The following is a 13,114-nucleotide window of genomic DNA, read 5'->3' as shown; positions in this document are numbered from 1 at the left end:
TTGAAGAGTTTTTCAAAGCTCTGAAAACCGGCTGCCGCCATCAGGAGCATCAGCTGGAAAGCGGCCGAGCCTTGCTTGTGCTGCTGGCCATCGAAACCGCAGTCGCATGGCAGATGCTGCTGCTCCGATGGCTCGCCCGCAACTCCCCGGAAGAACCGGCGGAAAAAGTGCTGACCCGCACCCAGCTTCTTGTTTTGAAAGAGCTGCTCCGGGAAAAGAAACAGGAAGCGCCGGATATGATGTCCGCCGGACACGCTCTCCGGGCAATCGCCGAACTCGGAGGCCACATCAGGAATAACGGGCCTCCGGGCTGGCTTGTCCTCAGGAAAGGCTTTGAACGGCTGCTCTCAGTCGAGCAGGGCTGGATGCTTGCTCAAAAGAAACAGCCGCTTTGAAGATGTGATGAATCATTAGTTCGCGAACCGCCCCTACGGACGGCATAAATATGTTTCTGATCATCCGGCCTGACCGGATATTATCATTCATCCCAGCACAAGGAGAGTAGAGATGACCCGCGACGAGATCATGCAAATCATTGAGGAGCAGAACGTCCGCTTCTTCCGCCTTCAGTTCGTTGACATACTCGGCTTCATGAAGAATGTCGCCGTGCCCCTGAGCCAGATTGAGAAGGCGCTGGACGGCAAGATGATGTTCGACGGCTCCTCCATTGACGGCTTCGTCCGCATCAACGAGTCCGACATGTACCTGAAGCCGGACTACAACACCTTCACCGTCCTGCCGTGGCGGAACCAGAACGGCACCAACGCCGCCCGGATCATCTGCGATGTCTACATGCCGGACGGCACCCCGTTCGCAGGCTGCCCGCGCAACAACCTGAAGCGCGTGCTGGCGGATGCCAAAGCGATGGGCTACACCATGAACGTGGGCACCGAGGCCGAGTTCTTCCTCTTTGAGAAGGACGAGGAAGGCAAGGCCACCACCAAGACCAGCGACGTGGCCGGCTACTTCGATGTTGACCCGGACGACTGCGGCATCAACTGCCGCCGCGAGATCATCGAGACCTTGGAGGCGATGGGCTTCGAGATCGAGGCTTCCCATCACGAGGTCGCCGAGGGGCAGCATGAGGTCAACTTCAAGTACTCCGACGCGCTGGCCGCCGCTGACAACACCGTGACGTTCAAGTGGGTTGTCCGCTCCATCGCCGCCGAGTACGGCCTGCACGCCACCTTCATGCCGAAGCCGGTTTTCGGCATCAACGGCTCTGGTATGCACACCAACCAGTCGCTGTTCAACGCCGACGGCACCAACGCCTTCTTTGACCCGAACGGCCCGCTGCAACTGTCTGAGATCGCTTACAAGTACATCGCGGGCATCAGCAAGAACGCCGCCGGTTTCGCCGCTGTCACCAACCCGTTAGTCAACTCCTACAAGCGGCTGGTGCCGGGCTATGAGGCTCCGGTGTATATCGCTTGGTCTGCCTCCAACCGTTCAGCGATGATCCGCATTCCGGCTTCGCGTGGATTGGGAACCCGCACTGAGGTTCGCTGCCCGGATCCGGCCTGCAACCCGTATCTGGCCTTTGCCATGATGCTGAATTCTGGTCTGGACGGCATCAAGAACAACCTCCAAGCTCCGCCGCCAGTCAACCACGACATCTTCGAGATGACGGCTCAGGAGAAGGAAGCTGCGGGCATCGCAAGCCTGCCGGGCAGCCTGAAAGAGGCGATCGAGGCCCTGAAGGCCAACCCGCTGGCCCGCCCGGCCCTCGGCGACCACATCTTCGAGCGCTACATCGAGAACAAGGAGAAGGAGTGGGATGACTACCGCACCGCAGTCACTGACTGGGAGCTGAAGAAGTACCTGAGCAACTATTAAGCTCAGCCTTGCCGGGGCGGCGCAGAGCCGCCCCCGTTCTCCGCGCCACACCCTTCCGCTTCTTCCGCAGGCTTTTTTAATTGTAAATATTTTTTGTATTTCTCAATATCTGCGTCACCGTCGCCCAAATTCCTTTGCCGCACATCAGAGCGGTTCTGCGGCATTTCATTGCTTCTGTGCCGAAATGTTTGGGCAGTTTTCTGCTTTTATGGTACATTGCCCTGACTGCGGCGGCATTCCCTCATCACGAACACAGCGACAGAATCCCTTGCAGAACAACAAGATCAGCGCGTTGGCCGCGCCCTTTCACCACCTTGGCGACCACTGCCTTGCCCTGCTCGCTGACCTCGGCAGCATGGGCCTGTTTTTCGTCTCCGCGCTGGCCGGGCTGTTCCGGCGGCCTTTCCGGGGCCGCGAGCTGCTCCGCCAGCTCCGCTTCATCGGCGCAGGCTCGATTGCGGTAATTTTTTTCACCGCGCTTTCCTCCGGCATGGTGCTGGGCCTGCAAGGCTCCTACACGCTTAATAAATTCGGGGCGGAAGGAATGCTCGGCTCGGCGGTGTCCCTGACCTTGATCATGGAGCTGGGGCCGATCCTCACCGCCTTGATGGTGGCGGGCCGGGCCGGTTCAGCCATCTGCGCGGAGATCGGCATCATGCGCATCAGCGAGCAAATTGATGCGCTGGAGTGTATGGCTGTTGATCCCTTCCGCTACCTGATTTCGCCCAAATTTTTGGCCGCCATCATCTCGGTGCCGCTGCTCACCGCAATGTTTGACGTGGTCGGCATCTGGGGCGGCTATATCGCCGGAGTGCAGCTGATGGGCGCCAATTCCGGCTCCTATTTCAGCAGCATGTCCCAAAGCATCACCAATCACGAAATCCGCCTCGGCCTGATCAAATCCTTTGTCTTCGCCCTGCTGGTGATCTGGATCAGCGCGGGGCGCGGCTATTTCGTGTACCGCATCCGGGGCGCAGGCTTTGGCGCGGAGAGCGTGAGCAAGGTGACGACCCAGGCCGTGGTGCTTTCCTCCATTGCCGTGCTGATTTTTGATTACCTGCTGACAGCGGTGCTGTTGTAAAGGAGGCGGAAATGACGTATAGTGCGGCCTCGGAAGCGGCGGCGATTGAGTTTGTCCGGGTGAGTAAAAGTTTCGGCCAGCACCGGGTGCTGAACGAGGCGAGCTGGGCCGTGCCGAAAGGCAAGACCACGGTCATCGCGGGCGGCAGCGGCCAAGGCAAGAGCGTGACCCTGAAGCTGATACTCGGCCTGCTCAAGCCGGACAGCGGCCAGATATTGGTGGACGGCGAGGATGTGGCCAAAATGGGCCAGAGTCAGCTCCGGCAGCTCCGCACCAAGTTTGGGGTGCTCTTTCAAGGAGCCGCGCTCTTTGACTCGCTGACCGTGTTTGAGAACATCGCCCTGCCGCTGCGCGAGCGCACCAAGCTTAAGGAGGCGGAAATCCGGGCGAAAGTCATGGCCACGCTGGCGACTTTGGAGCTGGCCGGGCATGAGGAGAAATATCCCGCTCAGTTGAGCGGCGGCATGAAGAAGCGGGTCGGCTTGGCCCGCGCCCTTCAGCTAAAGCCGGAAATCGTCCTCTTTGACGAGCCGACTACCGGTCTGGATCCGCTGATGACCTTGGAGATTTACAGTCTTTTTCAGCGGATGCAGAAGCAGCTCGGCTACACGGCGGTGATTGTCAGCCATGACATCCCCAAGGTCTTTGAGCTGGCCGACCGGATCGTCCTCATCAACAAAGGCGAGGCCAATGTCTTCAGCAAGGCCAGCGAGATCATCAAGTCGGACAAGCCGCACATCCGCGACTTTGCCGAAAAAACGATGGGCATCTGATTCCTGCGGAACAACCAGGAGCGTTTATGAACAGCAATTCCCGTGCGGAAATCGCAGTCGGCCTTTTCCTCGTGCTCGGCTTGGCCGCTTTCGGCTGGCTGGCCCTGCGGCTGGGCGAGGTATCATGGCTGACCGGCGGCACAACCTACACCCTCTATGCCGAATTTGAGAATGTTGCCGGGATTAAGACTGGCTCCGAAGTGCAGATTGCCGGCGTGGCCGTCGGTTCCGTGGCCGAGCTGCGCCTGAATGACGAAGGCCGGGCTGTGGCCGCCTTCAAGCTGAACAAGGGCGTGCAGGTGCCGAAAGACTCCATGGCCTCGGTCAAATCGCAGGGCATCATCGGCGACAAGTTCATCCGCATCATGCCCGGCGGCGACGAGGCCAGCTATCAGCCCGGCGAGACCATTGTCGACACTGAGTCTTCGCTCGACATTGAGTCCCTGATTTCCAAATTCGCCCTTGGCGGCGTGAAATAAACCATCATGAAGACAGCCCTGCCCGTCTTCCTGCTCTGCCTCGCCCTCTGCGGCGGCGCTCAAGCGGAGGAGGCGGATTTTCTTGACGACTCTTTCTATGACGACGCGCCGGATGCGGAAGCCGCGCCCGATCCCTTTGAGCATTTCAACCGGCTGATGTTTGAATTCAACGATGTCACCTACACTTGGGTGATGGAGCCAGTCGCTTCAGCCTACAGCCGGACTGTGCCGGAGGACATCCGGCAGGCGGCGGACAACTTCTGCTACAACCTCCAGGAGCCGGTGCGCCTTGTCAACTCCCTGCTTCAGCTCCGTTTTGCCGACGCAGGCACAGTGCTGACCCGCTTTGTCATCAACACCCTCGGCGGCGTGGCCGGGCTGGGCGACGTGGCCGGGCGGGAGTTCGGCTTCAAGCGGGTCGAGGCCGGGCTGGGCGAGACATTGGAGACTTGGGGTGTGCCGGACGGCTTCTATTTGGTCATGCCTCTGCTTGGGGCGACAACAGCGCGCGAGCTGACCGGCACCGCTGTTGACGGCTTGGCCATGACTCCGTATTATTTTCTTGCCGACACATGGCAGGAAGGCGCGGTCATTTCCCTGGGCAGGCGGGTGAACAACATCTCCCTGCGGCTCGGTGACTACGACGGCCTGAAAGAGCTGACCATCGACCCGTACACCGCTTGGCGCGACAGCTATTTTCAATACCGCAAGCAGGCCCGGAAGCATTCCGAGCCGGTCACGGACAACAAACTTTAACAACCTGAGGTGACGCGATGAACACAGCGCTGCGCAGTCTGTTTTTCCTCCTGCTGCTGGCCGCCGCGCCGGCTTTCGCCGCCGCCCAGCCCAATCCCACCGAGCAGGTGCGGCCCTTCATCGAGCGGGTTGTGGCTCAGCTCAAAGCCTCGGATTTCAGAAACGACACTGTGGACAACCGGATCGACCGGATTGTCGCCTTGGTTGCCGAGCATTTTGATTTCCAAGAGATGTCCAAACGGGTGGTGGGCAGGCCGTGGCAGAACATGCCGCAGGCCCAGCGGGAGCAGTTCGCGGCCCGCTTCGCCAAACTGCTCGGCCATGTCTATATCGGCAAAGTGGATGCCTATGTCGATATGAAGATTGAATTCGGCAAAGAGCAGCTCAGGAATGACCGGGCTGAGGTCAAAACTATGTTTGTCGATGCCTCCAAAAGCATTCCGGTCTCCTACGTCATGATTTTGAAGGACGGCAAGTGGATGGCCTACGATGTCTTTGTCGAGGGCATCAGCTTGGTGCGCAACTACATGGAGCAGTTCAAGGGCATCCCGCAGGATCAGCTCATTCCCACATTGGATAAAAAACTGAACGAGCTGAAGGCGGACAAATAGCCGCCTCTCCCCTGCGGCGGCGGACAGATTTCATTCCTCCGCTTGAGGTAGCCGGATGCGCTGTTCCGGCTTGAGTTTTTTGTTCGGCAGATAGAGCAGGATGGTTCTGCCGATAAGCTGCGCCACCGCCGCGCCGGTCTGGACGGACAGGGCGGCGGCAGCCTCTTCGGCGGAGACAGCGCAGTTCTGGCCCAGCTTGACTTTGATCAGCTCGCGGGTCTTCAAAGCCTCGCGGGCGGCCTTGGCCAGATTGTCGCTCAGTCCTTCCTTGCCGAGCTGCACCACCGGTTCGAGATGGTGCCCCAAGCCGCGCAGAAAACGTTTCTGCTTGCCGTGCAGATTCACTTTGCCTTTTTCCTCTGTTTCCGATTTCATATTTTCCAGCATGTTGGTATGTTGATGATGACGCGCTGCCTGCCGTCACAGTCTGAGGCAGGCTATTAGTGCCATACAACGGAGCAAAAGTCCACCCTGAACAGGTGCCCTCATGATGAAAGCACAACAGACGCGCCGCGCCGCCGACATGCGCGGCTTCACTTTGATCGAGCTGATGGTGGTCATTGTCATTCTCGGCATTCTTGCGGGCATGATCGTGCCCCGGATTATGGACCGGCCTGAGGAGGCCCGGCGGACCAAGGCGGGCATTGATGTCGGGGCCATCAGCCAAGCGCTCAAGCTTTACAAACTGGACAACGGCAAATATCCGACCACCGAGCAGGGGCTGACAGCCTTGGTTGAGCCGCCCTCTGTCGGCAGCTTGGCGAAGAAATGGCGGGACGGCGGCTATTTGGACAAAAAATCCGTGCCCAAGGATCCGTGGGACAACGATTACATTTACATAAGCCCCGGTCTGCACGGCGATTTTGACCTGATGTCCTACGGTTCTGACGGCGAGCCGGGCGGCGAGGGCGAAAATGCGGACATCAACAGCTGGGAGCTGTGAGCGCGGCTTCACCCTGCTGGAGCTGATCGTGGTCATGGTGCTGATCAGCCTGAGCGCGGCCTTTGTTCTGCCGCAGATTCATTCCGCGCTTTCCGGCGGCGAGCTGCGCACAGCGGTGCGCCGCTTTGTCGGCTTGGTCGCTGAAACCGGGCAGGAAGCCCGGCTGCGGCGCACAGCCTTTGTTCTTGACTACGACCGCAGCCAGCAACTTTTCACGGTCATGCCTGCTGATGAGGAAAATGCCGATGAGAACCGGACGCGCCAGACCTTGCGCCTCGGCAGCTTGGTGCAGGTGACGGATATCGCCGCCGCCCACAGCCCGGACCGCGCCGACTTGAGCATCCGCTTTGACGAGCGCGGCTATGTGGATAAAACAGCGGTGCATTTCCGCCATGACAACGGCGACGAGCTGACCGTGCTGCTCTCGCCCTTTCTCGGTCTGAGCAAAATCCTCGATGGCCATGTCAGCTTGGATGAAGACCGCGTCATGATCGCCCGGTGAAGCAGCGATGTCCGCCCGCAGAGCGCAGAAGCAGGAGGCCGCCTTCACCCTGCTGGAGGTGATGGTGGCGGTGGCGGTGATCGCCATGTCCTTCACCGCCCTGCTGGCTTCCCAGTCGCAGAGCCTTTCCCTTGCCGCCGCCTCGCGCTTTGAAACGACGGCCAGCCTGCTGGCCCGGCAGAAGCTGACCGAGCTGGCTGTCGCAGATTTTGCCAGCCTCAGCGGCGGCAGCGGTGATTTCGCCGAAGGCTTTGCCGAATACCGCTGGCAGGCGGAGGTCAGCGAGCTGACCGAGGATGAGACCGGAATTAAGGGCAGCGGCGGGATGCTCAAGCTGATTGAGCTGACTGTCAGCCGGGAGGAGCGGGAAACCTTCAGCGTCCGCACATTGGTCATGGCCAAGATCGAGCCAGCGGAGGGGGAATGAACGGCGGTCGTTCCGGCTTCACCCTGCTGGAGATCATGCTGGCCATGCTGATCTTGGGCATGGTGGTGGCGATGGTCTCAGTCTCCCTCTCCGGCTCGATCCGGGTGATGGAAGGGACGATGGATCAGGGCGATGTCTATTACCGGGCGCAGGTCGCCTTGGAGCGGATCAGCGAGGACTTGGCCGCCGCCGTTCTGACTGAGGACAGCGATTTTATCGGCGGCGCGGACAGCAGCGGCATCCTTCTCAGCTTCGCCTCGACCGCCCATCTGGTCTTTGATCAGGAGGAGGAGCTGCCCGGTCTCGGCCTGATCAGCTATGCGGTGCAGCCGGACAAGGACAGGCCCGGCCAGCTGCTCCTCCTGCGGGCTGACAGCCTGCACCGGCCCGTCGGCGAAGAGCAAAAAAATGGCGGCGAAACTGAGGCGTTTCTTTTGGCCGACAAGCTGCGCTCGGTGCAGTTCCGCTACCGCGATCAGAACGGCGAGGAGCGGGAGAGCTGGGACACCACGGTGAAGGATGGCGAGGAAAATGAGGAGCGCAGCCTGCCCGCCGCTGTTTTCTGCCGCTTGGAATTCTGGCTGGATGAGGAGCAGGATGCCTCCATCGCCTTTCAGACAGCGGCCCTGCTGCCTGCCGGGCTGATCCGCCCGCAGCCGAAGGAGGACTGAGCCATGCTCCGCGACCGGAAAGGCATGGCCTTGGTGCTGACCCTGCTGGCGGTCAGCTTCATGGTCGCAGTGACGGTGCAGCTCGGCAGCTCGGTCAGCTGGCAGATGCAGGCCGCCGCCAATCAAAGCGGCGCGGCGCAGCTGGACGTGATGCTGCTCTCCGGCCTGCGGCTGGCGCAGACGGCTTTGCTGGCTGATCAGCAGGAGAACGAGCATGATGCCGCCTTTGACAGCTGGGGGACACTGAACCCGGAGCTGCTTTCCGCCCTTTTTCCTGGCGGCAGCCTGAGCGTGCAGGTCACGGATTTGTCCGGCCTGCTTCAGCTCAACGCGCTGGCTCTGACCCCGGAGGAAAAAGCGCAGCAGGATCGGGAGAATAAAAAAAACAAGGACGGCCCCAAGGCGGACAAGGAGCAGGCGCAGCGGGAGCTGTGGCTGCGCTTCCTGCGCAATGCCGCAGGGCTGGACGATGAAGCGGCAGCCAAGGCCCTGCTCGACAGCTTGGCCGACTGGATCGACGAGGACGATGAGGAGCGGGAGAACGGGGCGGAACGGACGCACTATAGCGGCCAGTCGCCGCCGTATGCTCCGGCGGACAGGCCGGTGTTCCTGACTGAGGAGCTGTTTCTGGTCAAAGGCTGGCGGCAGTTCCTGCGCGGCGAGACTGGAGACAGCAAGGAGGCGGGGCCGCAGTCTGCTGTTTTGCAAGCCGTCACGACTGCTGGACGCGAGGGCAAGATCAACATCAACACCGCCCCGGCAGCAGTGCTGCTGGCCCTGCATGAAGGAATGACCGAGGATCTGGCTGTCAAGCTGATCGAATTCCGCCAGAACGAGGAGAACAAGGACCGGCTCGCCGAGCCAGACTGGTATAAAGACGTGCCTGGTTTTCCCGGAGACATCGTTTTTCCTGAGGACTTGGCGACTGGAGCCAGCAGCGGCTGGTTCAAAATCACGGCGCAGGCGGAGTTCAGAGGGCAGCGGCGCAGCGGCGAGGGCGTGCTGCGCCGCTTGGAGAATCAGGAGCAGGAGCTGCTCTGGTGGAACGTCAACTAAGCGGAGGCTGCCGCAGAACGGCATGGCGCAGACTGCATTAGGCATCAACATCGGCGACGAGCTGCTCAGTGCGGCTTTGGTCAGCGGGACAGGCCGGGAGGCGCGGGTGACAGCCTGCGCCTCGGCGCCGCTGGCCGCGTCCGGCGGGCCGGATGCCTTGGCCGAAGGTCTCCGTCTGCTGCGCGAGCGGCTCGGCGGCGCCTCTGTCAAGGCTGACCGCTGCGTCGCCGGGCTGTCCCTGTCCTGCCTCAGTCTGCGCAACCTTTCGCTGCCTTTCAGCGATGAAAAACAGCTCCGGCAGATTCTGCCCTTTGAGCTGGAGGAGCAGCTGCTCCTGCCGCTGGAGGAGCAGATTGCCGCCACCGTCTTCACGGTAAAAAAAGGAGACGGCGCGGCTCTGCTGGCAGCGGCGGCGGCAAAGAGCCTGCTGCGGGAGAAGCTGACGCTGCTGCGGGCTGCTGGTCTGGAGCCGGACAGTGTCTGCCCGGCGGCTTACGCTCTGGGGGACCGGCTCTGCCGCGCCGATCATGCGGGCGGCAGCTTCCTGCTCCTGCACAGCGGGCCGGAGTCCGTGCAGCTTGTGCTGCTCCGTCAAGGCGAAATCCTCTTCATGCGGCGGCTCTGCTGGCCGGACAGCGTCTTCACCGAAGGTCTGTTCCAGCTGGAGGAGGACGGTGTTGTTCTGCCCGATCCGGCTGCGGCAGCCGAGGCCGTGCGCAAGCTCTGCGCGGCGGCGCAGAGCAGCCTTGATTATTTCGCCCTGCACAGCGGCTTGGAAGAGGCCGGTCCGGAATATTTCATTCTTTCCGGACAGCTTCAGGGCTGCCCCGGCCTGCTTGAACAGCTGGAGCAGGGCCTGCGTCTGCCGGGCCGCCTCAGCGATCTGGTTTTGCACGGCGCAGCCTCGCTCAGTCCAGCCGCAGCCGGACAGTGGCGGGCTGCTGTCCATGATCCGGCCTTGGCCTTGGCCCTGCATCAGGCAGGTAGCCGGAGCCGGGAGACCGGGCTGGAGTTCCGGCAAGGCGAGTTCGCGCCTGCCCGGCATCTGCTCCGCTCCAAACAGCAGCTGACCGCGCTGGGCATCGCCGCAGGGCTGCTCCTGCTGGCCGGCGGCGGCTGGCTGGTCGGCAGCCAGCGGCAGCTCCAGCGGCAAAGCGACAGACTGGCCGGAAATATGGAGCAGATATTCGCCGAGACTTTTCCCGGAGTCAGGCCGGGGCCGGATCCGCTCATGCACATGCGCTCGCGGCGGAAGAGCATGGACAGCTCGCCAGCGGCCCTGCCGGTTTTCACCGAGGAAAAACGGGTGCTGGCCACATTGGCCGACATTTCAGACCGCATTCCGGCCAGCATTCAGCTCCAAGTTGACCGGCTGCTGATAGATCAGGAGTCCGTCAGCATCCGGGGCGCGACTGACGCGTTCAACAATGTCAACATGATGCAGAATCTGCTGGCCAAGTCCTCCCGCTACGCCGAAGTGAAAATCGTCTCCGCCGCCAAGGGCAAGGAGGATGAAGGCATCCTCTTTGAAATCAGAATGACGCTCCGGGCAGGAGCTGGATCCTGATGGCCAGGCTCAGTCAGAACGACCGCCGCGCCTTGGCGGTCTGCGCTGCGGCCCTGCTGCTTTTCGGGCTGGCCCAGTTTGTGGTTTTTCCCCTGCTGGACAGTCGGAAACGTCTGGCGCGGGGCATTGCCAGCCGGGAAAAGGCGGTGGCGGAAATGCGCGCCTTGCAGGCCGAGATCAGCCAGTTCAGCCGCCAGAGCAGCAGTTTGAGCGAGCGGGCGGCCCAGCTGCCAGCCTCTTTCAGTCTGTTTTCCTTTTTAGAGCAGAAGGGCGAGGAGGCCAAGGTCAAGGACAACATCCTCTACATCAAACCGTCGGACACCGTCAGCGGCGAAGGCGGTCTGGAGCAGGTGGCGGTGGAGATGAAGCTCCAGGCCGTGCCGCTGAACCGGCTGGTGGCCCTGCTGGAGCGGATCGAGTCGCCGGAGCATCTGGTCGGCCTTGAGCGCATCTCAATTCTGGCTAACAAAAAAAAGGATCAAGGCGGGCTGGACGCGGTCATGCGGGTGATCAGCCTGAGGCGTTCTCAAGGGGGCGGCGAGTAGGCGATGCGGATGACGCGGACGCTGGAATGCTGCGGCTATCTGCTCTATGCCGCCGCCGCTTTTGTTTGCATGCTCTGGCTTCAGTTTCCGGCGGCGGCGGTCAAAACCAAGGCGGAAAGCGAGCTGAACCGCCTCGCGCCGGGCCTGCGCTGGCAGATCGGCAGCGTCGGTCTGGCCCTGCCTGCGGATCTCCGCTTCAGCCGGATCACGGTCAGCGCTGAGGAAAAGAGCGGGCCGCCGCTGCGCATCGACTCCTTCAGCCTGCGGCCTGATTTCGCGGCTTGGCGGAAAGACGGCAGCTGGACGGCCCTCTGGCGGCTGCGGCTGCTCGGCGGCTCCGGCAGCGGCAGGCTCGGTCTGAACAAGGTCCGCAGCGGCTTAGACTACAGCGGCGAGCTGCATAGCATCCGGCTCGATCATCTTGGTCTGAAACTGCTGCTGGAAGACTTCGGGCGGACGCTGTCCGGCTCGCTTTCTACCAGCTTCAGCGGCAGGCAGGATGTCCGTCGCGGCCTGTTCGCCGAGCTGAAGGGCGAGGTGCGGATTGAGCAGGGCGCGGTCAGCTTGCAGGAGCCGGTGCTGGGCATGGAGCAGCTGGCTTTTGATCAGCTGCGCGTCAAATTAAAATCGCAGGGCGGAACGTTGCTGCTGGAAGACGGCAAGTTGGAGTCCAAGCTGCTGGCGGCGGATTTCAGCGGCGACCTCCGCCTGACGCAGCCTGCCGCCTCGTCGCTGGTGCGGCTCAAAGGCGGCCTCAGTCCCCGCCCGGAATTTCTCGCCTCGCTCGGCGGCGGACCAATGGCGGCCAGTCTGCTCAAAAGCCGCCTCCAAGACGGCAGGCTGCCCTTCACCATCACCGGCCCGCTGAACGCGCCGGGCATCGTCTTCAGCGGGCTGCCTGTCGATTTCAGCAGCCAGCTGGAGCGCGGAGACGCGGCGCCATGATCCGGGTTTTGCTCACTTTGACGCTGCTCACCGCGCTGGCCGCCGCCAGCGCGCATTTCGCCAGCCGGGAGCTGGAAAAACGGCTTTTGGCCGCCAGCTGTCTGCCCGCGCCGCCTGCCGGGCCAGCTGGTCTGCGCGAGGACAGCGCAGGCCCGGTCTCAGAGCCGGACGCGCTTCCGGCGGCGCAAAATTTTCAAGTCATTGTCAGCCGGGACATCTTCCGCAGTGCCGCCGCCAAGCAGGAGAACAAAAGGCCGGAGCCGGATCCAGTCCCGCCGCCAGTCGAGACGGCGCTGCCCACCACGCTCAATCTGACCTTGGCCGGAACCGTCCTTGGCAGCGGTCAGACTTCCCGCGCGATCATCATCAACAACACCGGCAGAGACCGGCAGCAGCAGCTTCTCCAGATTGGCGACGGCGTGCCTGGAACAGCGGCGGTGATCAAAGAGATTTCTTGGGAAAGCGTCACCTTGGAGGTGAATGGCCGGGAGGAGATGCTGCCCATGGCCAAACTTAAATCCGCTCCCGGCTTCGGGCCGCAGGCGATGATCATGCCGCCGCGCCCAGCGGCGCCCGCGTCGCCGTCCGCAGCCGGGCCGCAGAACGGCAGGCCGGTGCGGCTCAACCGCCGGATCAGCCTGCCGGAGCTTGAGACACATGCGGAGGATCCCGATCTTTCCGAAGAACCGCCGCCGGAGCTGCCAGCAGAGACTGAGGAGCTTCAGCCTGAACTGCCGCCTTTTGATGCCGAGTAACTTTTTTTGCGCCGCCTTAAAGGAATTATGATAGGAGTTACGCAGTTGCATAAAGATTGATAGGCTCAAGCGTATAAATCGGTTTCGTCAAATACGCCCGAACAGCGTCAGGGATGATGGCAGTCTTTGCCTCGAACCAAGAAATTCCTTTGACAAAACAATGATAT

16 protein-coding genes and 1 pseudogene are annotated in these 13,114 nt (G+C 61.7%); 16 read left to right on the top strand and 1 reads right to left on the bottom strand.

The window, feature by feature from the left end:
• From ACNKH3_RS11565 to ACNKH3_RS11535, 7 genes and pseudogenes are all read left to right on the top strand, one after another.
• A pseudogene (locus ACNKH3_RS11565) lies at positions 1-395 on the top strand (transposase); the annotation flags it as partial.
• A 112-nt stretch (positions 396-507) separates the two neighbouring features.
• Positions 508-1,836, top strand: coding sequence for a type I glutamate--ammonia ligase (glnA, locus tag ACNKH3_RS11560; RefSeq protein WP_420209343.1), 1,329 nt, complete (start codon positions 508-510; stop codon positions 1,834-1,836).
• A 268-nt stretch (positions 1,837-2,104) separates the two neighbouring features.
• On the top strand, positions 2,105-2,917 hold the full coding sequence (locus ACNKH3_RS11555; protein WP_417916401.1) for an MlaE family ABC transporter permease: 813 nt from the start codon (positions 2,105-2,107) through the stop codon (positions 2,915-2,917).
• An 11-nt stretch (positions 2,918-2,928) separates the two neighbouring features.
• Positions 2,929-3,690: an ABC transporter ATP-binding protein gene (locus ACNKH3_RS11550; RefSeq protein WP_417916400.1), complete on the top strand. Its 762-nt coding sequence runs from the start codon at positions 2,929-2,931 to the stop codon at positions 3,688-3,690.
• 26 nt (positions 3,691-3,716) lie between these two features.
• Complete coding sequence (gene mlaD, locus ACNKH3_RS11545) at positions 3,717-4,169, top strand: outer membrane lipid asymmetry maintenance protein MlaD (RefSeq protein ID WP_420209342.1); 453 nt, start codon at positions 3,717-3,719, stop codon at positions 4,167-4,169.
• Positions 4,170-4,175: 6 nt separating this feature from the next.
• Positions 4,176-4,925 (top strand): VacJ family lipoprotein, encoded by a 750-nt coding sequence (locus ACNKH3_RS11540; RefSeq protein WP_417916398.1) that lies wholly within the window; start codon positions 4,176-4,178, stop codon positions 4,923-4,925.
• A 17-nt stretch (positions 4,926-4,942) separates the two neighbouring features.
• Positions 4,943-5,536 carry an MlaC/ttg2D family ABC transporter substrate-binding protein gene (locus ACNKH3_RS11535; protein ID WP_420209341.1) on the top strand — a complete coding sequence of 198 codons (594 nt, stop codon included), beginning with the start codon at positions 4,943-4,945 and terminating at the stop codon, positions 5,534-5,536.
• A gap of 30 nt (positions 5,537-5,566) precedes the next feature.
• Here ACNKH3_RS11535 and yhbY read toward each other — a convergent pair whose 3' ends face one another.
• The gene (yhbY, locus tag ACNKH3_RS11530) at positions 5,567-5,911 is read right to left on the bottom strand and encodes a ribosome assembly RNA-binding protein YhbY (RefSeq protein WP_417916396.1); all 345 of its coding nucleotides are present in this window, start codon (positions 5,909-5,911) and stop codon (positions 5,567-5,569) included.
• Positions 5,912-6,026: 115 nt separating this feature from the next.
• Between yhbY and gspG the strand changes: the two genes are divergently transcribed.
• The 9 genes from gspG to ACNKH3_RS11485 are packed head-to-tail and all read left to right on the top strand — an operon-like array spanning position 6,027 to position 12,947.
• Entirely contained in the window at positions 6,027-6,479 is a 453-nt protein-coding gene (gene gspG, locus ACNKH3_RS11525; protein ID WP_417916981.1) for a type II secretion system major pseudopilin GspG, read from the top strand.
• Positions 6,451-6,981 carry a pilus assembly FimT family protein gene (locus tag ACNKH3_RS11520; RefSeq protein ID WP_417916976.1) on the top strand — a complete coding sequence of 177 codons (531 nt, stop codon included), beginning with the start codon at positions 6,451-6,453 and terminating at the stop codon, positions 6,979-6,981. The genes gspG and ACNKH3_RS11520 overlap by 29 nt, the downstream gene beginning before the upstream one ends.
• A gap of 7 nt (positions 6,982-6,988) precedes the next feature.
• Positions 6,989-7,408 (top strand): type IV pilus modification PilV family protein, encoded by a 420-nt coding sequence (locus ACNKH3_RS11515; protein WP_417916977.1) that lies wholly within the window; start codon positions 6,989-6,991, stop codon positions 7,406-7,408.
• Positions 7,405-8,079: a PulJ/GspJ family protein gene (locus tag ACNKH3_RS11510; protein ID WP_417916978.1), complete on the top strand. Its 675-nt coding sequence runs from the start codon at positions 7,405-7,407 to the stop codon at positions 8,077-8,079. Before ACNKH3_RS11515 ends, ACNKH3_RS11510 begins: the two co-directional genes overlap by 4 nt.
• A gap of 3 nt (positions 8,080-8,082) precedes the next feature.
• Entirely contained in the window at positions 8,083-9,135 is a 1,053-nt protein-coding gene (locus ACNKH3_RS11505; RefSeq protein WP_417916979.1) for a general secretion pathway protein GspK, read from the top strand.
• A gap of 22 nt (positions 9,136-9,157) precedes the next feature.
• Positions 9,158-10,702, top strand: a complete 1,545-nt coding sequence (gspL, locus tag ACNKH3_RS11500; protein ID WP_420209340.1) for a type II secretion system protein GspL — start codon at positions 9,158-9,160, stop codon at positions 10,700-10,702.
• Positions 10,702-11,247 (top strand): hypothetical protein, encoded by a 546-nt coding sequence (locus ACNKH3_RS11495; protein WP_420209339.1) that lies wholly within the window; start codon positions 10,702-10,704, stop codon positions 11,245-11,247. Before gspL ends, ACNKH3_RS11495 begins: the two co-directional genes overlap by 1 nt.
• Positions 11,248-11,256: 9 nt before the next feature.
• Positions 11,257-12,192, top strand: a complete 936-nt coding sequence (gene gspN, locus ACNKH3_RS11490; RefSeq protein WP_420209338.1) for a type II secretion system protein GspN — start codon at positions 11,257-11,259, stop codon at positions 12,190-12,192.
• Positions 12,189-12,947 carry a type II secretion system protein N gene (locus tag ACNKH3_RS11485; protein ID WP_420209337.1) on the top strand — a complete coding sequence of 253 codons (759 nt, stop codon included), beginning with the start codon at positions 12,189-12,191 and terminating at the stop codon, positions 12,945-12,947. Before gspN ends, ACNKH3_RS11485 begins: the two co-directional genes overlap by 4 nt.
• The last annotated feature ends 167 nt before the right edge of the window (positions 12,948-13,114 follow it).

It is taken from the genome of Candidatus Electronema sp. JC, from assembly GCF_048287365.2.
Classification (GTDB): domain Bacteria; phylum Desulfobacterota; class Desulfobulbia; order Desulfobulbales; family Desulfobulbaceae; genus Electronema.
This window is presented reverse-complemented; position numbering and strand designations above follow the sequence as displayed.